Below are 19,421 nucleotides of genomic sequence, written 5' to 3'. Positions count from 1 at the left end.
CAACACCAATGGCTTTGAGGATCCTCTGCGCCCTTGACGCCGCAGGCTATTTATCCTCTGCGCCCTTGACGCCGCAGGCTATTTATCCCCTGGCTTGCTATCTGCCTGAGTGGTAGGCGGCTCTGCCGCATCATCTTCACTCTCATCTTCTTTGACCGGGGTATTGGCGGTCAGCAGATAGGGTGATTGCTGCCAGCGACTGCGGCGGCCTTGCAACAGGGTGCGAGCCAGAATGATCCCCACCGCCAGCGCGACCAGTATCATCAGACGCAGCAAATTGGTGGTATTATCCACTTGCTTGGATTCTGTCGCCAGCACATGAGTATCCAGTGTCATCCGCAGAAATCCACTTGGCCCGCTTTTTCCGGGGATCAGTTCGACAATCTGGTGATTGAAATAACTGCCGGGGCGTTTACCATCTAATGCCAGTCGATCACGTACTTTGACGTTCTCTCCGGCGGCGGCGACCAGCGTGCCATCAATCTGATAGACGCTGGCATCCAATATGCGGCTGGATTGTGTCAGTTGCTGGAGAATTTCATCGACTTTTTGGCTATCGATATCATCATCGCCACTGTCCATGATAGGTGACAGGCTGAAAGTGACTTGTTTCGCCAGTGTTTTTGCCAGTTCTTCAACTTGTTCCGAACGGGCTAGCTGATGACTGAGGCTAAAATAGGATGCACCTTGCATAAGCAACACCAATAATGCCAGGCAAATCAAAACAATAGCAGTACGGTGCAATCGGAATTTTAATTTAGCCTTGGCCATGCGGGTTCCTTGCAAGAATCGGTGACTTTATGTTGCCAGAAGCAAGGGCGATAGGATAGCTTGATGCGTCCTTTTGTCTTGCCTTTACCCAGTTTTCTACAGGAATAATTCATGTCTAATAGTCTGACCTATTGCGATCTGCCTTCGGAGATCTATCAATGGCCGGGTCTGCCACTTTCACTCAGTGGCGATGAAGTCATGCCGCTGGATTATCGTGCCGGTCATACTGGTTGGCTGTTGTACGGCAGGGAACTGGATAAAAAGCGTATTACCGATTTCCAACGCCAACTGGGTGCCGCAATGGTCATTGTTTCCGCCTGGTGTGTGGAAGATTATCGGGTGATCCGTCTGGCAGGCAGCCTGACGCCACGGATCAAAACGCTGGCAGATGAAAGCGGCCTTGATGTTGCGCCATTGGGGGCGATCCCCCATTTGCGTACCCCTGGCCTGTTGGTGATGGACATGGATTCCACCGCCATCCAAATCGAATGTATCGATGAAATTGCCAAGCTGGCCGGCGTGGGAGAAGAAGTGGCGGCAGTGACAGAGCGCGCCATGCAGGGTGAGCTGGATTTTGCGACCAGTCTGCGTCAACGGGTTGCTACCCTGAAAGGGGCCGATGCCAATATCCTAAAACAAGTCCGTGACCAATTGCCATTGATGCCGGGGCTGACCAGTCTGGTTCATAAGCTTCACGCGTTGGATTGGCATGTGGCTATTGCCTCTGGTGGTTTCACTTATTATGCCGAGTACCTGCGCGACAAATTGCGACTGGTAGACGTCGCGGCCAATGAGCTTGAAATCAAAGAGGGTAAGCTGACAGGCAAAGTGTTGGGGCCCATTGTCGATGCTCAGTACAAAGCTGACACTTTGATCAAACTGGCTGAAAAACTGAATATCCCGATAGCTCAAACCGTGGCTATCGGCGATGGTGCCAATGACCTGAAAATGATGCAAGCCGCCGGGCTAGGTTTGGCTTTCCATGCTAAGCCCAAGGTTTACGCTAGAGCGAAAGTGGCTATCCGCCATGGTGATTTGCTGAGTGTGCTGTGTATCCTGACGGGTAGCTTAAAACGCGAAGAACGCTAATCCCCTTCGTCCTTGGCACTACCGCGTTGTTAGCGGCGTTCGCTTGCTGCCTGGCTGTAGCACCAATGTCTTTGGGGATGCTGGCAGGTGTGAGCTAATTAAATTGAGGTGAAACGTGGCTAAAGCGCCAAAACGGGCATTTGTTTGTAATGAATGTGGTGCAGATTATCCGCGCTGGCAGGGGCAGTGTAGCGCCTGTAATGCCTGGAATACCATTACTGAGGTTAGGCTGGCGGCGGTATCTTCATCATCTCGTACTGAGCGTTTTGGTGGTTATGCGGGTGACGCGGGGGTCAGCCGGGTACAAAAACTGTCAGATATCAGTCTGGACGAACAGCCGCGCTTCTCAACCGGCTTCCTTGAGTTCGATCGGGTGCTGGGGGGGGGTGTGGTACCGGGCAGCGCGATTCTGATTGGCGGTAATCCCGGCGCGGGTAAAAGTACCTTGCTGCTGCAAACCCTCTGCAAGCTGTCTGAAAACATGAAAACCCTGTATGTCACTGGCGAAGAGTCGTTGCAGCAGGTGGCAATGCGCGCGCATCGCTTGGGGCTACCCACTGCGGGCCTGAATATGTTGTCGGAAACCAGCATCGAGCAGATCTGCCTGATTGCCGAGCAAGAACAACCACGGCTGATGGTGATCGACTCTATTCAGGTGATGCATATGGCGGATATCCAATCGTCGCCAGGCAGCGTGGCACAAGTGCGTGAAACCGCCGCCTATCTCACCCGTTTTGCCAAAACCCGTGGGGTCGCTATTGTGATGGTGGGCCACGTGACCAAAGATGGTTCGCTGGCGGGGCCGAAGGTATTAGAGCACTGTATCGACTGTTCGGTGATGCTCGATGGTGACGGAGACTCACGTTTCCGAACCCTACGCAGCCACAAAAACCGCTTTGGTGCGGTCAATGAATTAGGCGTATTTGCCATGACCGAACAAGGTCTGCGGGAAGTCAGTAATCCGTCCGCTATTTTCCTGAGCCGTGGTGATGAAGTGACTGCGGGCAGCTCAGTGATGGTGGTGTGGGAAGGGACCCGCCCGCTGCTGGTAGAGATTCAGGCGTTAGTGGATCACTCCATGATGGCTAACCCACGCCGGGTGGCGGTTGGGCTGGAGCAAAACCGCCTGGCAATTTTGCTGGCAGTCTTGCACCGCCACGGTGGTTTGCAGATGTCGGATCAGGACGTGTTCGTTAATGTGGTCGGCGGTGTAAAAGTGACAGAAACCAGTGCTGATCTGGCCTTGCTGATGTCGCTGGTGTCCAGCTTGCGTGATCGCCCGTTACCGCAAGATTTGGTCGTGTTCGGTGAAGTCGGGCTGGCCGGTGAAATTCGGCCGGTGCCAAGTGGCCAGGAGCGCATTTCCGAAGCCGCCAAGCACGGTTTTAAACGCGCTATCGTGCCTTATGCCAATATGCCGAAAAAACCGCTGCCCAACATGCAGGTTTTCGGCGTGAAAAAACTGGCCGATGCGTTGGCGGTATTAGAGGATTTGTAGCAACGAATAACACATAAAGTCGTGTTCATCTCGCAGCATACTGTGTTATTTTTGTTTAGTGCACTAAACAAGGAGGCGGTATGCTGCAGTTTGATTATCTCAAAACAGCAATTAAACAAAAGGGCTGTACTTTACAGCAGGTGGCCGAAGCCAGCGGCATGACCAAAGGGTATTTAAGCCAGCTACTCAACGACAAAATTAAAAGCCCCAGTGCACAAAAGCTTGAAGCACTGCACCGTTTTCTTGGCTTGGAATTCCCTCGTCGCGAGAAAAAAGTCGGCGTGGTGTTTGGTAAATTTTACCCGTTGCATACCGGCCATATCTATTTAATCCAGCGCGCCTGCAGTCAGGTCGATGAGCTGCATATCATTCTTTGTTACGATGAACCCCGTGATCGCGAACTGTTCGAAAACAGTTCTATGTCACAGCAACCAACAGTCAGCGACCGTTTACGCTGGTTGCTACAAACCTTTAAATATCAGAAAAATATCCATATTCATTCATTTGATGAGCACGGTATTGAGCCGTATCCCCATGGTTGGGACGTCTGGAGTCATGGCGTCAAAAACTTTATGAATGAAAAGGGGATTGCCCCGAACTTTATTTACTCCAGCGAAAGTCAGGATGCGCCACATTACCAAGAGCAATTTGGCATCGAAACCATCCTGATCGACCCGCAGCGCTCATTTATGAATATCAGTGGTCGCCAGATCCGCCGCGATCCTTTCCGATATTGGGATTATATCCCGACGGAAGTGAAGCCATTTTTTGTGCGCACGGTGGCGATTTTGGGCGGTGAGTCCAGCGGGAAATCGACGTTAGTCAATAAGTTAGCCAATATTTTCAATACCACCAGTGCATGGGAATATGGCCGTGATTATGTCTTTTCTCATTTGGGTGGTGATGAAATGGCGTTGCAATATTCAGATTATGACAAGATTGCGCTGGGGCAGGCACAGTACGTGGATTTTGCGGTGAAATACGCTAATAAAGTGGCGTTTATTGATACCGACTTTGTAACCACGCAGGCCTTTTGTAAGAAATATGAAGGACGCGAGCACCCGTTTGTGCAGGCGCTGATTGATGAATACCGTTTTGATCTGGTTATCTTGCTGGAAAATAACACCCCGTGGGTCGCCGATGGCTTGCGCAGCCTTGGCAGTGAGCGTGAGCGCAAATCTTTCCAGCAACTACTGGAGCAGATGCTGCGCAATAATAATATCGAATACGTTCATGTCGAATCGGCCGACTACGATGCGCGTTTCCTACGCTGCGTTGAACTGGTACAACAGCTATTGGCCGCCGACCTGCAAAGACTGGCTCGCCCTTCAGTATTGGCTGACGCGCGGGAGAGTAGATGTTAGTAGGCAATAACCACTTTACCCTGCATATGCCCGCCTGCGACGAGTTTGTGGGCTGCTTGCAGGTTCTCCACCGTCAGACCGTGCAATGTCTCGCTCAAGGTTCCTGGCAGTTTGCCCTCATCCACTAGCTGGCTCACTTGTTTTAAAATTTCCCCTTGCTGGGCAATATCTGGCGTGGAGAACATGCTGCGAGTGAACATAAACTCCCAATGCAGGGCCGCACTTTTCAGTTCTAGCTGATTCTGATCCAAGGGTTTTTCATTCTCAACGAGGGTGCAAATGTGCCCCCGCGGGGCGATTAACTCGCTGATAGCGGGCCAGTGGCCGTCGGTATCATTCAGGCAAAGAATGTAATCAACTTTATAGATACCTTCTTTTGCTAACTCTGCTTTCAGGTCACGGTAGTCCAGGGTCAAATCGGCACCCCGTTCACGGCACCAGGCGGCAGATCCTGGGCGTGATGCGGTTGCAATTACGGTTACCGGGCTACGTAATGCCGCCAGCGGTATTGCTAATGACCCCACACCTCCTGCGCCGCCAATGATCAATAGACTCTGACCCGCACTGGCTTGCTGGATTTTCAAATGTTCGAACAGGGCTTCCCATGCGGTGATAGCGGTTAATGGCAGGGCGGCAGCCTGCGCCCAGTTGAATGAGCGCGGCTTGTGGGCGGCGATACGGGCATCAACCAACTGTTGGCTGGCATTGCTGCCTGGACGGGTGATATCCCCGGCATACCAGACTTCATCACCCGCGTGAAAACCAGTGACTTGCTCGCCGACGCTCACCACTATGCCTGCGGCATCCCAACCCAGAATACGCGGCTGTTGTAGGCCATTCTTCTGCAAGCCACCATGCACTTTGGTATCGACCGGGTTAACGGAGGCGGCTTTGACTTCAACCAGCAAATCAAATGGGCCGGGGGTGAGTAAATCTAACGTGATTTCAATAAAATCGGCGGGTTGTTGCGGGTTGTTGCGGGTTTACGGCGATGGCTTTTATCGACATGATGATATTCCTGCTCCTGTTTAGCGTATGCGATGAGTGTAGACCTATCGGGTTGCAGTGATAAGCTGAACCCTCACTGCGGTGCTCGTTTGAGATAAACAATCATGGGGGAAATCGGGGGAATACCTCTGCCGAACACGCCTCGAAAACCTTAGATATATTATTGGCCAATATTGTCGCTTCATCAAAAATAGAAAACCAACAACTTAATATCAGATCGGTGCGTTCATCATTGGCCAAACGACTCGGGATCACTTCAGAGCAGAGTTATCCGACTTCTGATCGTTCTGACGGTTTGGCTGCCATAATGCCGACTTATTGGCTCGGGAATGTATTGAAAAACTTGAGGGGGAAGGGCGGAGTAGCCGATACCGAGTGAAGTATCCAGATTGAAAAGGCCTGCAATCGCAGGCCACGGACTGCTGATAAAGTCAAATGAAGGGGAAGCGTGCCGTTGGGGTCGTAGTGGCGTGAGCCACCGGAGTGCCCCTAGGTGCGGTAAACCCTTCACTCACTGAACTATCAGCAGCTTTGTCATTAACCTCAGGCCTGCAATCGCAGGCCATTTTTTGTTACTTGATCATTTTCTTATACTTGATACGGTGTGGTTCCAGCGCCTCGGCACCCAGAGTCCGTTTCTTCCACTCTTCGTATTCAGTAAAGTTACCTTCGAAGAACTGCACTTTACCTTCATCTTGATAATCGATGATGTGGGTGGCAATTCGGTCAAGGAACCAACGGTCATGGGAAATAACCATGGCGCAACCTGGGAACTCCAGCAAGGCGTTTTCCAGTGCGCGCAAGGTTTCGATGTCCAAATCGTTGGTCGGTTCATCAAGCAGCAGCATGTTGCCGCCAACCTGTAGCAGTTTAGCCAAATGAATGCGGCCACGCTCACCACCGGACAGCTCACCAACCCGCTTGCCTTGATCAATACCTTTAAAGTTGAAGCGGCCTACGTAGGCACGGCTTGGAATTTCAAAGTTACCGATTTTCATAATGTCCTGACCACCGGACACTTCTTCCCAGACAGTTTTACTGTTATCCATGTTGTCACGGAACTGATCAACCGATGCTAATTGCACGGTATCGCCCAGTGAGATAGTGCCAGAATCCGGTTGTTCCTGACCCGATAGCATGCGGAAGAGGGTTGATTTACCCGCACCGTTTGGCCCGATGATCCCGACGATTGCCCCTTTTGGCAGCGCAAATGTCAGGTCGTCAATCAACAGACGGTCACCGTAAGATTTGCTTAGATGCTCCACTTCCAGCACTTTGTCGCCTAAACGTGGGCCAGGTGGAATGAACAACTCACTGGTTTCATTACGTTTTTGATACTCAACGCTGTTAAGCTCTTCAAAGCGGGCCAGACGTGCTTTACCTTTCGCCTGACGGCCTTTTGGATTCTGACGAACCCATTCCAGCTCTTTCTGAATGGATTTGCGACGTGCCGCTTCGGAAGAGGCTTCCAGCGCCAAACGAGCATCTTTCTGCTCCAGCCATGAGGAATAGTTACCTTCCCATGGAATACCTTCACCACGGTCCAGCTCCAGAATCCAACCCGCCACGTTATCGAGGAAGTAACGGTCATGGGTGATGGCGACCACGGTGCCTTCGTAATCATGCAGGAAGCGCTCCAGCCAAGCCACGGATTCAGCATCCAAGTGGTTGGTAGGTTCATCCAGCAGCAGCATGTCTGGTTTTTCCAGCAGCAGGCGGCAGATAGCAACACGGCGGCGCTCACCACCGGACAGGTTGGCAATTTTTGCATCCCATGGTGGCAGACGCAGAGCATCTGCGGCACGCTCTAATTGGTTATCCAGATTATGGCCGTCATGGGATTGGATAATGGCTTCCAGCTCACCTTGCTCTTTTGCCAGCTTATCGAAATCAGCATCAGGATCAGCATACAGGGCGTAAACCTCGTCCAGACGGGTCAGCGCGCGTTTTACTTCGCCAACGGCCTCTTCAACCGACTCACGCACGGTTTGCTCAAGGTTTAACTTAGGCTCCTGCGGCAGGTAGCCTATTTTGATGCCCGGTTGCGGGCGAGCTTCGCCTTCAATGTCGGTATCGATACCCGCCATGATACGCAATAGGGTCGATTTACCGGAGCCGTTAAGGCCCAGCACACCAATTTTGGCCCCAGGGAAGAAACTCAGGGAGATGTTTTTCAGAATATGTCGTTTCGGCGGAACTACTTTGCCGACGCGATGCATGGAATAGACGTATTGAGCCACGTTGCATCTGCCTCTCTATATCAGTTTTTATAGGATGTCTGGTGCGAAGTGTAGCCCGTTTCGCTACCAGATCCCATACCCTTGGTCCTTGACGTTGCAGCGGTGTTAGCCGCCTAACGGTAAAGACTTACGGTGCTGTCACTATCATCGCCACCCGGCGGTTTTCTGCCCGCCCTTTGGCGGTACGGTTATCGGCGACAGGGTTAAGTTTGCCGCGACCCTGGACCTCAATATTGGCCCGTGGAATGCCAATAGACGCGAGGGTATCGGCGACTGCGGAAGCGCGTTCTAGCGACAACTGTTGGTTATAGCCCTCTTCACCGATGGCGTCGGTATGCCCGTCAACGCGTAAGTGCTTAATCCCAACGGCAGTCAATGCCCGGCCAATATTCTGCACTGTCTGCACACCTGTCGGGTTTAATTTTCTGACATCGCTATCGAATAAGACTTTATTGGCTAGCCCAAACTCCCAGCCATTATCGGTTAGTTTAAACCCTTGCTCCTGTAGTGCAGCAATTTGTTCCGGTGTCAGCCCCTGTGGTTTGGCCTGGCAGCCCACCAATATCAATAAACTCATGACGAAAAAACTGACCCAGATACGTCTTATCAAATGACTTTCTTTCAATCCCTGCATATCAGTTGCCTTAAGTTTTCTGTATGAATAACATCCGATTGATTAGCAATGACCCGCCCGCCGGACTGGAAATTCTTCTTCGCTTGATACATGGCTTCGTCTGCCCTCTGTAAGAGTTCTTCAGGTGTTTGCGCATGATCCGGATAAATCGCAATACCAATACTGAGAGAGGTTTTTATCTCACTACCATCTACCAGAACAATGGGTTGGGCCATGCTGTCGATAATGTTATCGGCAATAGTAATAACATCATTAGCGTTGTGGATAGGTGCCAGTAATATGGCAAACTCATCGCCGCCCAGGCGCGCGACCAAATCGGTTTCGCGCAGTAACGCGCGAATACGATCAGCAATGGTGGTGAGAACCACGTCACCCGCAGCATGACCATAGCTATCATTGATTTCTTTGAAACGGTCACCATCAAGGAATAGCACCGCGACGTGCTCATTGGCATCACAATCACGGAGCATACGGCTTAATCGGCCTTCAAAAAAGGCACGGTTTGCTAATCCGGTCAGGCTGTCATGAGCGGCACGATGGGCGAGGAAGTCATTTTCCTGGGTCAAATGTGCCTGCCACACTTCCAGTTCTTTCAGCAACCCATTGAAGTCGTTACTTAGTTCGTTCAACTCGGCAATTTTTGCTGAAGGGACGCGCTGACCAAAGCTGCGATGGCGGCTAACATTATGAGCAACTTCAGTGATTCTGTTCAACGATTCGATGATGCCAAACAGCATACGGCGTGACAGAAATAACGCCACCACGGTGCTAAGAACCAGGCAAAAAAGCATGCCTGCTAATCCTTGCAGTAGAAAACGCAGTAGGCTGCCACCATGGCCGATAATCACTATCCTGCCGATTTCATTACCAGCATGAATCATGGGTAGCACCACGGGATTAGGCAACGCCCAGTGGGCGAGACCTTGTTCTATCTGGTGCAGTGGGCCATTGTCAGGCTGTGTCCAACTCGCCAACACCCGGCCATTAAGATCCAGGATCTTGGCCTCTGCAATTTCTTCATTGGCAGCAATCAGAGACAGTGCTTCATTAGCCGCGACACTATCGCCAAAAACAACCGCAGCTTCAGTGGTATAGCTGATAGCACGGGCAACCAAATGTAGGTTATGGTCAGCATAAACGCGCAATGCAAACAATGCCGCGAGTGTCAGGAAAATACCCGCCGTTGCGACTGAGACTAATGCCACTGTTAAATGTATTCGGCCCAATACCCGTCCAAGCGTGGGTAGTTTTGCGGAGTTATTGTGTTTTTTTGTCTGTTGAGCAGACTTGTGCTTTATTGAACTCATAATGCGCCAGCTTTTTTACGAGCAAGTTGCAACACGCTGGGGTGAACCCGAACTCCAGCGCGCGCTAATGCATCCATATTAACTTTGAAAGAGGCTTGCTTGTCTTCCAGTAGTAAACAAAATGCACTGCCAAAAGTGCATTCGTCATAATCTTCACTGATGGTCAGAACCGAATGCCCAGAAAGTTGGGTCGCCAGTTCTTGACGCTGTTGTATATCGACATGACCCAGATAAACGACATCGCAATGGGTCGCAATTGAGACATCAGAGAGTGAATAGCTTTGTGTTTTAATCGGATGCGAGGTTTGCATTAATGCCGGATTAAAAAGCTCTTGTGCATAATCAGTAGGGGCAACAACGCACAAGCGAATCACGGGCAGTGGTTCCGGCCAGCGTGCATAACTGATGATGCCCAGCACCATCTTGGTGGCGGAATCATTACGTTCTTGGACAAGTTCTTCACTTACGTTACTCGCGGCCCTTAAGGGGAAAGATGTGAACAAAACTGATAATAATAATAAAATAGACACACAGGCCTGCGAGACACGACGTAGCGTAACCAGCTTGAGCGAATCATAGCGTTTAGAGTTGCTGACGTCATTAATTGCGCAAGTTGCGATATTCATTTTTACGCTCCCTGTAGGGCGACGTTGTTTACATGTTGATTGCAGCCGTCAGATAATAAATCGTCGCTGTTCTATTATAGAATTTTATTGAGGCAATAATAGTCACAGTATCGACAATCTGCGATTTATCTTAAGCCCTATTTTTAACTGATATAAAAAAACCCGACTGATTAGCCGGGTTCAGTGATTGCAGTTGTTAATCTCAGATAGGGTTCGAGGTGCGTTTGAAGCGACCGATAACCCATTTCTCGACTTCTACGATCAGGAAGATCGCGATAGAAACCAACAAGGTTACACCCCAATAATAAGCTGGCAGAGGTTCGGTGCCGAATGCGGTATTCATAAACGGCAGATAGATGATGGCTAACTGCAACACCACCAGTACGCCAGAAACTAACCACAATCCTTTGTTCACAAATATTTCTTTGTTCAGCGGGAAGCGGTCCATCACACGGCAGTTAAACATATAAATCCATTGTGCGGTCACCAGTGTTTGCATCAACACGGTACGGATAAATTCGGTGCTGTAACCGCGTGGTTCCATATAGGCTTCCAAGGCAAAAGCACTACAGGCAATCAAGGTCCCGACAAAGGCGATACGCCAGATGGCATGGCCGTCTAACACATGTTTTGATGGGTCACGCGGATTGCGCCGCATAATGCCTCTTTCTGCTGGCTCAAATGCTAAACCGAAGGAAAGCGTGGTGGATGTTGCCATGTTTATCCAGAGGATTTGCAGTGGCGTTAGCGGAATAACTGCACCAGCCAGGATGGCAAAGATGATTAATAGCCCTTGCGCCAGGTTGGTTGGCAAGACAAACAAGATAGTTTTCTTCAGGTTATCGTAAACACGACGGCCTTCTTCAACGGCATGGGCAATGGTGGCGAAGTTATCATCTGACAGCACCATATCGGCGGCTTCTTTCGTCACCTCGGTACCCTTGATCCCCATGGCGATACCCACATCAGCCTGCTTCAGCGCTGGAGCATCGTTAACGCCATCGCCGGTCATACCCACGATTTCGCCTTTCTCTTGCAACGCTTTGACCAAGCGCAGTTTATGTTCCGGGCTGGTACGGGCGAAAATATCATAACGAACGGCCGCTTCTGCCAATTCTTTATCGTCCATATGTTCCAACTGGCCACCGGTAATGGAGTCTTTCCCATTACCTATCCCCAGCATGGCACCAATTGCCATCGCGGTTTCCTGATGGTCGCCGGTTATCATCTTCACGCGAATACCGGCCTGTTGGCAGGTGGCGATCGCGTCAATGGCTTCTGGCCGTGGTGGGTCCATCATGCCGGCGATGCCGACAAACACCATCCCTTGCTGGATATCGCTGTGGTTCAGCTCACTGACTGCATGCTCTGTTGGGCGGAAGGCCGCGGCTACCATGCGCAGACCTTGCTTGGCATAACGCCCCATCTCGGCTTCCCAATAGTCGCGGCGGAACGGTGCCACACCGTTGTCCGTCAGCTCTTGCTGGCAGAAGGTAAACAACACATCGGGTGCGCCGGTTAGGAAAATACTATTTTCTGCTTGAACCTGATGGCTGGTGGCCATGTATTTATAAGATGAATCAAAAGGAATTTTACCGTGCTGAGTGACCTCGCCCAGCGCAATACCCGATTTGGCGGCTAACACTTTTAATGCGCCTTCGGTCGGGCCGCCAGTAATGGCCCAATGGCCTTGATCGTTCTTTTGAATTTGGCTGTCATTACACAAATTCACCGCAGTAATAAATGTCTTCAGCGCACAGTTGGTCTCCAGCGAAGCTTGCTGGTCGCTACCTTCCGGGTAGATGTTGCCGACTGGCTCATAGCTTTCGCCTTCCACGCGATAGCAATGGTCGGCCAGAATTACCGCTTTAACGGTCATTTCGTTCATGGTCAGGGTACCGGTCTTATCGGAACAGACGACAGTCATGGCACCTAAGGTTTCTACCGTTGGTAGCTTGCGGATAATTGCGCGGTTACGCGCCATCGCTTGCACACCCAAGGAGAGGATAATCGAAATAATGGCCGGTAAGCCTTCCGGAACCGATGCCACCGCCAGGCTTATCAAGGCCAGTAACAGTTCATCAACCGGCAGGTCGCGCAGGATAAAGGCAAAGACGAACAAGAACGCCATCATCACCAGAATCAGGATGAAAATGGCTTTACCCAGACGATCCATTTGTTGCAACAGTGGGGTACGGGTCGATTTCACCTCTGACATCATCTGGTTGATATGGCCCAGCTCGGTATCACCGCCACTGGCAATCACTAAGCCTTTTGCCGTACCGGCACTGATGGTGGTCCCTGAGAACAGTAGGTTTTTGCGATCGCCAATGACAGATTCGTTTTCAATCACCCCGGTTTGCTTCTCAACCACGGTTGATTCACCGGTCAGGATAGCTTCTTCAATCTGGAGATTATGGGCTTCCAATAACCGCAGATCGGCGGGGATCTTATCCCCTGGCTTCAAGGTGACGATATCACCGGGCACCAGATTCTGCGCATCAATGGTTTGTGCGCTGCCATCACGAATGACGACAGCTTTACTGGACAGCATATTCTGTATGCTTTTCAGTGACTTCTCGGCTTTATTTTCCTGAACATAACCAATTAAGGCATTAATGACCGCCACACAAAGGATAATAATCGTGTCAACTGAATGACCCATCAGACCTTTAACCAATGCTGCTGCTAATAAAATGTAAATCAGGACGTCATTAAAGTGAGCTAAAAACTGCAGTAACGGATGCTTATTTTTTTTGGCGGGCAGGGCATTAGGACCGTACTGCTTAAGGCGTTCTTCCGCCTCTTGTGGGGTTAATCCTTCTTCGCGGCTATGTAAATGCTGCAAAGATTCTTCCGCAGTAAGTTGATACCAAGCTTTTCCCTCTGGAGGGGGAGAAGCGGGTTTATGGTTTGATGAGTTTTGCATTGAAAGAACCTTCTTAAAAATTAATAAATCTGAAATCTATCTATTCGTTTTCATTTATTTACTGGGTAGGTCAATGGTGCAGCTTTTTCCTTCCATGAAAAACCTGCCCTTAATTATTTTATTTTTATTAAAAAATGATTCTGAATGAGTTATTTACAATAACTTAATTATATTTAGCAAGGATAGTAGATTTTTATCAAAATAGTGCTTTGATCTGAGATAATAAAGTCTAAAAATTCAGCGCTGTATTTATAATAACCAATTGAATGATAAGTTATTATAGGGGTAATTTCTCTAGGGAATATCTTTTCCAACACACTGAATATCCCCGTCGGTTTAAACTATCACACAGGAAAATTAATTTTCCGTGCCTATTAGTCTGTGTAATCGCTGGCTATCGGGTGAAACTCTTCGTTAGTATGTTCTGCTGACGGAACTAATGGTGACTATGCTAATCAGAGGTTGCGGCAAGTGAAATGCAGTAGCCAACAACCCGTGAGGAAACAGTAAGTATGTACAAATGGCGATATCTGGCGATTGGCGTGTGTCTGGTGACGGCTTCAGGAGCGGCATTGGCCGACTCTATTGATGCCCAACGTCAACGCTATCAGCAAGTTAAACTGGCCTGGGACAGTAATCAGATGGATACCGTGGTGCAACTGATGCCCACGTTGCGCGACTATCCCCTGTACCCGTATCTGGAGTACCGCCAGTTAACGCAAGACCTGAGCCAGGTGAGTGCGGCACAAGTGAACGATTTCCTTAGCCGTAATCCAACCTTGCCGCCAGCACGTTCGCTGTCATCCCGTTTTGTTAATGAGCTGGCTCGTCGTGAAGACTGGCGTGGGTTACTGGCATTCAGCCCTAGCGCGCCTAAACCGGTCGCCGCGCAATGTAACTATTACTACGCCAAATGGGCCACTGGCGAGCAGCAGGTGGCCTGGGACGGGGCGAGCAAGATTTGGCTCAATGGTCAGGCACTGCCGGGCAGTTGCAATAAATTATTCGGTGTCTGGCAACAAGCCGGGCATCAAACCCCACTGGCAACACTGGCACGGATGAAGCTGGCGTTGAAAGAGGGGAATGCCAGTTTGGTGAGTTATTTACTCAAACAACTGCCAGCGGATTATCAGACCATGGGCACCGCTCTGGCGAAACTGCAAAGTGACCCTGCCAGTGTTGAAAGCTTTGCCCGTAGCGTTGGGCCAACAGATTTTACCCGTTCAGCCACCACCATTGCTTTTACCCGCCTGGCGCGGCAAGACGTGGAAAATGCACGCGCTATGATCCCCACTCTGGCTCGGCTGCAAAAAATGGACGACAGCGAGAAGTTGGCGCTGGAAGAGGCGGTTGCCTGGCGCTTGATGGGGACTGATGCGACTTACGATCAAGCCAAATGGCGGGATCAAGTGACCTTGCGTAGCCATTCGACCCCCTTATTGGAACGTCGCATCCGCATGTCACTGGGCAGTGGCGACCGCCAAGGGTTAGCCACCTGGCTGGCCCGTTTACCGGCCGATGCCCAAGACAAAGATGAGTGGCGCTACTGGCGCGCATCGCTATTATTGGAACAAGGTAAAAAAACCGAGGGCGAAGCTATCTTGCGCAGCCTGATGCAAGAGCGCGGTTTTTATCCGATGGTTGCCGCGCAAAAACTGGGTGCGCCTTACCCCATTAATGTGCAGGTTGCCACGAAACCTGATGCATCATTGGCACAGCGGCCAGAAATTGCCCGGGTGCGCGAGTTAATGTATTGGAATATGGATAATCTGGCTCGTAACGAGTGGAGCTATCTGGTTGCCAGCCGCAGTAAACCAGAGCAAGAAGCATTGGCACGCTATGCATTTGATCAGAAATGGGCCGACCTGAGCGTGCAGGCCACTATTGTTGCCAAGCTATGGGATCATCTGGAAGAGCGTTTCCCATTGGCATGGACGAAAGAGTTCCGTCAAGCAACCGAAGGTAAAGGGATCACGCCAAGCTATGCGATGGCGATTGCCCGTCAGGAAAGCGCCTGGAACCCAAAAGCACAGTCACCGGTCGGGGCTGCAGGGTTAATGCAGGTGATGCCGCGTACCGCAGAACACACGGTGAAACTGAATAATATCAGTGGTTATGTCAATAGTAGCCAATTGCTGGACCCAGTAACTAACATCGAGATTGGTACCCGTTATCTGGAAGAAGTTTATCAGCAGTTCGGGCGCAACCGTATTTTATCCAGCGCAGCCTATAATGCGGGTCCATCACGAGTGAATACCTGGTTGGGTAACAGCGCAGGGCAGGTTGATGCCGTGGCATTCATTGAAAGCATTCCTTTCTCTGAAACCCGCGGTTATGTAAAGAACGTGCTGGCTTACGATGCCTTTTATCGGCACTTTATGAATCGCCCTGCGAAGGTGCTGAGTGATGCCGAGTGGCAGAGGCGCTACTGACCCCCCCTTTGTCCTTGACGCCACAGGGGTGTTAGCTACGCGCACTTACCAGAGTAAGTGATTCAGGATTTGCTCGCTTGCTGCCTTGCCGCAACGCCAATGACGTTGAGGAGCCTCTTTGCCTTTGGTGTCCAAGTTCTTTGGGTATATCTGCGGTTATGATAAGCTGCTGTACTAGTTAAATAGTATGGCGGCATATCATGAACACACGATCGTTGGCCAACGAAAAGCAAATGTCTGATTCACCGGCGACTCAACACTCGGTTAATACGCCTCCCGCACCAGATCCGGCATTGTCACCTGAAGATAATCAGCACTGGTTGAGCTTTGTTGCGCTGCTGCAAAGTGCCATTGCGCAAGACCTGCATTTACCGCTGTTGCAATTGATGCTGACGCCAGATGAGCGTACCGCTTTGGGGACTCGGGTGCGTATCATTGAGGAGTTAATGCGTGGCGAACTAAGCCAGCGTGAACTGAAAAATCAGTTGGGCGCAGGCATTGCGACTATCACCCGTGGTTCTAACAGTTTGAAAACGGCCCCACCAGAGCTGAAAAACTGGCTTGAGGCCCAACTATTGGCAGAGAAAGAATAAGTTTTATGTCGGGCGCTGGTAGATTTCATTGTGGAACGGCACCAGCGCCAGCAGTAACGCTTGATGGTAGACACTGGTGCGGGTCAATTTGCCGTGGGTAAAAATGCCGATGGCTCCGCCCTGGTGTTTTACATTTAATCTACCCGTTAAATCTGCCATTTCGTCGCCCAGCTCACGGCCTTGGCGGATCCCTTGCAATATAATATCGGGCAGCATCAAGCTGGCAGAGCGGGATTCTCCCCGAGACTGTAAGTGTTCAATTACCATCCAAGCAAAGGTCATATTATCTTCAATACCGGCTTCAACCCCAACCCAAAAATCAGCCTCAGGGCGAATCTTACGGGCGTTGCTCACGCGCTGCCTGGCACCGGTGCGTGTCTCAATACTGCCGATGGGTTGCAGGGGAACACCGCTATCGACATTAACACCTTCGATGCGATACTGATCGGGGCCATAAACGTCATCAAAAGCGAGAGTGATAGCTTTAATCTTTGCAGGGTTGGTAGTTGCGGCAACAACATGGTACATAATGAGTCTCGATATCCTATGCCCTCGTACCTGAAGTAGCAGGATGACTGCCTACCTGCGACTCCAACGTCTTAAGGGCTGCCTAACGTAATGGTTTTTTATGCTTATTTCACGCAGTATAACGGAAAAACGACATGTTACAGGTATATCTCGTGCGTCACGGCGAAACCGCATGGAACGCGGCACGCCGCATTCAGGGCCAAACAGACAGTTCGCTGACTGACATTGGTATACGTCAGGCCAACCTGGTCGCGCAACGGGTTCGCAGCCAAGGGATTACGCATATTATCACCAGTGACCTTGGCCGTACGCAGCAGACGGCAAAAATTATTGCCGATGCTTGCGGGCTAAAAATGGTGACAGACCCACGCCTGCGCGAGCTGAATATGGGGGTGCTGGAAAGCCGCCCAATTGAGAGCTTAACGTCACAAGAAGAGCAATGGCGCAAGCAGATGGTCAATGGCACTGAGGGCGGGCGTATTCCGGGGGGGGAATCGATGACCGAACTGGGGATCCGTATGCATGCGGCACTGGATGGCTGCCTGAAGTTACCTATTGGGAGTAAGCCCTTGCTCGTGAGCCATGGTATGGCGTTGGGATGTTTGCTAAGCACGCTGCTTGGTTTGCCGGCGCATGCTGAACGGCGTCTGCGTTTGCGCAACTGTTCGCTATCGCGAGTGGATTATCAGGAAAGCCCGTGGTTGGCATCGGGTTGGGTGATTGAAAGTGCTGGCGATACCGCCCATCTGGATATGCCAGCACTTGATGAGTTACAACGTTAACGCCGGATAGGAATAAGATATTCACATTTCAGCGAGGCCGGAGGCCCATCTTTCGGCCTCCCTTGCGGGAAGAAACGTTCGATATCATACCCACGTCTGCGGGTTAGCCCTAACTGCGGCAGGCTAGTGCCATACAGCGTCAGAATGAAGTTCTGCAACCCATCCAATGGCCCGTCGTAGGTGAACAACACATATTCACCTCCCTGTAAGATAACCGGCTGCCCTTCTTGTACGTTACCCGGAACATGTTGGGGTTCGATTGCCGTGGTATAGAAAATCTCTTGCTCATCATCTTTCTCCTGATTTGGCCGGGAGTGATGTAAGCCATAGAGTACGGGCGGCAACTGATCGGCATCACCAAGGTACTGTTGCCAGAAATGGGTGCGTAATTCCGTGCGATGAGTTGATATTTGCTCAAGCGTGCAAGAGTAGCTTTGTGTTAAACCGACCAAATGCTGCTCAGGTAACGTGATGAATTCAGGTTGAGGCAGGGTGTGTCCCCCCAACCGGATGGGTGGACATATTCCAGCTGAGTGCCAATCTTCTGCCCGACGGTATAAGGCAGGAGTCTGCGCAAACTGTTTTTTAAAGGCCCGGGTAAAGGTTTGCTGCGAATCAAAGCGATATTGCAGGGCAATATCCAGAATAGGGCGGCTGGTTAATCGTAATGCGACAGCGGCTTTAGATAGCCTTCTGGCACGGATATAAGCACCGATAGCATTCCCGGTGACATCCTTGAACATTCGCTGCAAATGCCATTTTGAATAGCCTGCTTTAGCCGCGACATTGTCCAGAGCTAAAGGCTGGTCTAAATGACTTTCTAGCCAGCTAAGCAAATCACGAATGATACTGGCTTGATCCATAGATCTTCCTCGTAAAGCGGCCTAAATTTAGGGTATTAGTCATATGAAAAGAATCGCTCTGGCGCATAGTAGCAACTTTTTATGTTCCCGACTGCTTAAGAATTTAGTGGCATTGGTGTTAAAAAAGAACCTAAGATTTATAAAATAACTTTTTAACGAATTTTTTATTATTACTACAAATGTTTAATGTTGAATGACATTTCTCAACAAGATGGAGTAAGTGTATGAAAAAAAATTGGATAGTGCTTGGTTGTCTGCTTTCTTTTGGGGCAATAACGGCCCATGCGGAGGAAATTGGCTCAGTCGATACGGTATTTAAACTGCTGGGACCAGATCATAAAATCGTAGTTGAAGCCTTCGATGACCCTGATGTTAAAAATGTAACTTGTTATATCAGTCGGGCGAAAACCGGCGGTATAAAAGGCGGATTAGGGCTGGCGGAAGATACCTCTGATGCTGCAATCTCTTGCCAGCAAGTGGGGCCGATTGAGTTAAATGACAAAATTAAGAATAAGAAATCCGACGGTACTGTGGTTTTCCAGAAGCGGACTTCACTGGTGTTTAAAAAGCTACAGGTGGTGCGTTTCTACGATCAAAAACGCAATGCCCTAATCTATCTGACTTATTCAGATCGTGTTGTCGATGGCTCGCCGAAAAATGCGATCAGTGCTGTGCCTATTATGCCGTGGTGAGAATTTTGGGGCGAACCTGACCTCTGCAGTAAAAAGCCAACATTTGAATGCTGGCTTTTTACTGC

General features: G+C 50.3%; 15 protein-coding genes and 2 pseudogenes. 8 read left to right on the top strand and 9 right to left on the bottom strand.

Annotated elements, in window-relative coordinates; genetic code table 11:
* Positions 1-78: 78 nt before the first annotated feature.
* The gene (locus AEP37_RS04450; RefSeq protein ID WP_049610495.1) at positions 79-771 is read right to left on the bottom strand and encodes a YtjB family periplasmic protein; all 693 of its coding nucleotides are present in this window, start codon (positions 769-771) and stop codon (positions 79-81) included.
* A gap of 111 nt (positions 772-882) precedes the next feature.
* Here AEP37_RS04450 and serB point away from each other — a divergent pair, with 111 nt between their 5' ends.
* The 3 genes from serB (at position 883) to nadR (ending at position 4,722) form a co-directional block, all read left to right on the top strand.
* A complete protein-coding gene (gene serB, locus AEP37_RS04445; RefSeq protein WP_049610492.1) occupies positions 883-1,860 on the top strand; it encodes a phosphoserine phosphatase in 978 nt (325 codons plus the stop codon).
* Positions 1,861-1,975: 115 nt separating this feature from the next.
* Positions 1,976-3,358 (top strand): DNA repair protein RadA, encoded by a 1,383-nt coding sequence (gene radA, locus AEP37_RS04440; RefSeq protein WP_049610487.1) that lies wholly within the window; start codon positions 1,976-1,978, stop codon positions 3,356-3,358.
* An 80-nt stretch (positions 3,359-3,438) separates the two neighbouring features.
* Complete coding sequence (gene nadR / locus AEP37_RS04435; protein WP_049610481.1) at positions 3,439-4,722, top strand: multifunctional transcriptional regulator/nicotinamide-nucleotide adenylyltransferase/ribosylnicotinamide kinase NadR; 1,284 nt, start codon at positions 3,439-3,441, stop codon at positions 4,720-4,722.
* Here the strand turns inward: nadR and AEP37_RS04430 are convergent.
* A pseudogene (locus tag AEP37_RS04430) lies at positions 4,719-5,730 on the bottom strand (zinc-binding alcohol dehydrogenase family protein). The gene nadR and the pseudogene AEP37_RS04430 sit on opposite strands and share 4 nt — an antisense overlap.
* Positions 5,731-5,836: 106 nt before the next feature.
* Between AEP37_RS04430 and AEP37_RS24615 the strand changes: the two are divergent.
* A pseudogene (locus tag AEP37_RS24615) lies at positions 5,837-6,040 on the top strand (DUF4172 domain-containing protein); the annotation flags it as partial.
* Positions 6,041-6,302: 262 nt separating this feature from the next.
* On the opposite strand, the gene ettA reads toward AEP37_RS24615, so the two are convergent.
* From ettA to AEP37_RS04405, 5 genes are all read right to left on the bottom strand, one after another.
* Complete coding sequence (ettA, locus tag AEP37_RS04425) at positions 6,303-7,970, bottom strand: energy-dependent translational throttle protein EttA (RefSeq protein WP_049610477.1); 1,668 nt, start codon at positions 7,968-7,970, stop codon at positions 6,303-6,305.
* 127 nt (positions 7,971-8,097) lie between these two features.
* A complete protein-coding gene (locus tag AEP37_RS04420) occupies positions 8,098-8,604 on the bottom strand; it encodes an OmpA family protein (protein WP_049610474.1) in 507 nt (168 codons plus the stop codon).
* A complete protein-coding gene (locus AEP37_RS04415; protein ID WP_049610470.1) occupies positions 8,592-9,911 on the bottom strand; it encodes a diguanylate cyclase domain-containing protein in 1,320 nt (439 codons plus the stop codon). Before AEP37_RS04415 ends, AEP37_RS04420 begins: the two co-directional genes overlap by 13 nt.
* Positions 9,908-10,537, bottom strand: coding sequence for a YfiR family protein (locus tag AEP37_RS04410; protein WP_049610467.1), 630 nt, complete (start codon positions 10,535-10,537; stop codon positions 9,908-9,910). Before AEP37_RS04410 ends, AEP37_RS04415 begins: the two co-directional genes overlap by 4 nt.
* 202 nt (positions 10,538-10,739) lie before the next feature.
* Positions 10,740-13,466 carry a cation-transporting P-type ATPase gene (locus tag AEP37_RS04405; protein WP_049610465.1) on the bottom strand — a complete coding sequence of 909 codons (2,727 nt, stop codon included), beginning with the start codon at positions 13,464-13,466 and terminating at the stop codon, positions 10,740-10,742.
* A gap of 512 nt (positions 13,467-13,978) precedes the next feature.
* On the opposite strand from AEP37_RS04405, the gene sltY reads away from it, so the two are divergent.
* Both sltY and trpR read left to right on the top strand, forming a co-directional pair.
* A complete protein-coding gene (sltY, locus tag AEP37_RS04400) occupies positions 13,979-15,898 on the top strand; it encodes a murein transglycosylase (protein WP_049610462.1) in 1,920 nt (639 codons plus the stop codon).
* A 233-nt stretch (positions 15,899-16,131) separates the two neighbouring features.
* A complete protein-coding gene (trpR, locus tag AEP37_RS04395) occupies positions 16,132-16,491 on the top strand; it encodes a trp operon repressor (RefSeq protein ID WP_156168520.1) in 360 nt (119 codons plus the stop codon).
* 3 nt (positions 16,492-16,494) lie between these two features.
* Here the strand turns inward: trpR and yjjX are convergent, their stop codons facing one another.
* Positions 16,495-17,019, bottom strand: coding sequence for an inosine/xanthosine triphosphatase (yjjX, locus tag AEP37_RS04390; RefSeq protein ID WP_049610456.1), 525 nt, complete (start codon positions 17,017-17,019; stop codon positions 16,495-16,497).
* 134 nt (positions 17,020-17,153) lie between these two features.
* On the opposite strand from yjjX, the gene gpmB reads away from it, so the two are divergent.
* Entirely contained in the window at positions 17,154-17,801 is a 648-nt protein-coding gene (gene gpmB, locus AEP37_RS04385) for a 2,3-diphosphoglycerate-dependent phosphoglycerate mutase GpmB (protein ID WP_049610455.1), read from the top strand.
* Here gpmB and robA read toward each other — a convergent pair.
* A complete protein-coding gene (robA, locus tag AEP37_RS04380; RefSeq protein ID WP_049610452.1) occupies positions 17,798-18,664 on the bottom strand; it encodes an MDR efflux pump AcrAB transcriptional activator RobA in 867 nt (288 codons plus the stop codon). The two genes, gpmB and robA, sit on opposite strands and share 4 nt — an antisense overlap.
* Positions 18,665-18,888: 224 nt before the next feature.
* Between robA and creA the strand changes: the two genes are divergently transcribed.
* The gene (gene creA / locus AEP37_RS04375; RefSeq protein ID WP_049610449.1) at positions 18,889-19,356 is read left to right on the top strand and encodes a protein CreA; all 468 of its coding nucleotides are present in this window, start codon (positions 18,889-18,891) and stop codon (positions 19,354-19,356) included.
* The last annotated feature ends 65 nt before the right edge of the window (positions 19,357-19,421 follow it).

It is taken from the genome of Yersinia pekkanenii, assembly GCF_001152565.1.
GTDB classification, from domain to species: Bacteria; Pseudomonadota; Gammaproteobacteria; order Enterobacterales; family Enterobacteriaceae; genus Yersinia; species Yersinia pekkanenii.
Note: the sequence above shows the minus strand (reverse complement) of the source record. Positions and strands in the feature narration are given on the sequence as shown.

Excerpts from the sequence above, each read along its gene's own strand:
- AEP37_RS04450 (WP_049610495.1), bottom strand. The coding sequence starts at position 771 with ATGGCCAAGGCTAAATTAAAATTCCGATTGCACCGTACTGCTATTGTT.
- serB (WP_049610492.1), top strand. The coding sequence starts at position 883 with ATGTCTAATAGTCTGACCTATTGCGATCTGCCTTCGGAGATCTATCAA.
- nadR (WP_049610481.1), top strand. The coding sequence starts at position 3,439 with ATGCTGCAGTTTGATTATCTCAAAACAGCAATTAAACAAAAGGGCTGT.
- AEP37_RS04420 (WP_049610474.1), bottom strand. The coding sequence starts at position 8,604 with ATGCAGGGATTGAAAGAAAGTCATTTGATAAGACGTATCTGGGTCAGT.
- AEP37_RS04415 (WP_049610470.1), bottom strand. The coding sequence starts at position 9,911 with ATGAGTTCAATAAAGCACAAGTCTGCTCAACAGACAAAAAAACACAAT.
- AEP37_RS04410 (WP_049610467.1), bottom strand. The coding sequence starts at position 10,537 with ATGAATATCGCAACTTGCGCAATTAATGACGTCAGCAACTCTAAACGC.
- AEP37_RS04405 (WP_049610465.1), bottom strand. The coding sequence starts at position 13,466 with ATGCAAAACTCATCAAACCATAAACCCGCTTCTCCCCCTCCAGAGGGA.
- sltY (WP_049610462.1), top strand. The coding sequence starts at position 13,979 with ATGTACAAATGGCGATATCTGGCGATTGGCGTGTGTCTGGTGACGGCT.
- trpR (WP_156168520.1), top strand. The coding sequence starts at position 16,132 with ATGTCTGATTCACCGGCGACTCAACACTCGGTTAATACGCCTCCCGCA.
- yjjX (WP_049610456.1), bottom strand. The coding sequence starts at position 17,019 with ATGTACCATGTTGTTGCCGCAACTACCAACCCTGCAAAGATTAAAGCT.
- gpmB (WP_049610455.1), top strand. The coding sequence starts at position 17,154 with ATGTTACAGGTATATCTCGTGCGTCACGGCGAAACCGCATGGAACGCG.
- robA (WP_049610452.1), bottom strand. The coding sequence starts at position 18,664 with ATGGATCAAGCCAGTATCATTCGTGATTTGCTTAGCTGGCTAGAAAGT.
- creA (WP_049610449.1), top strand. The coding sequence starts at position 18,889 with ATGAAAAAAAATTGGATAGTGCTTGGTTGTCTGCTTTCTTTTGGGGCA.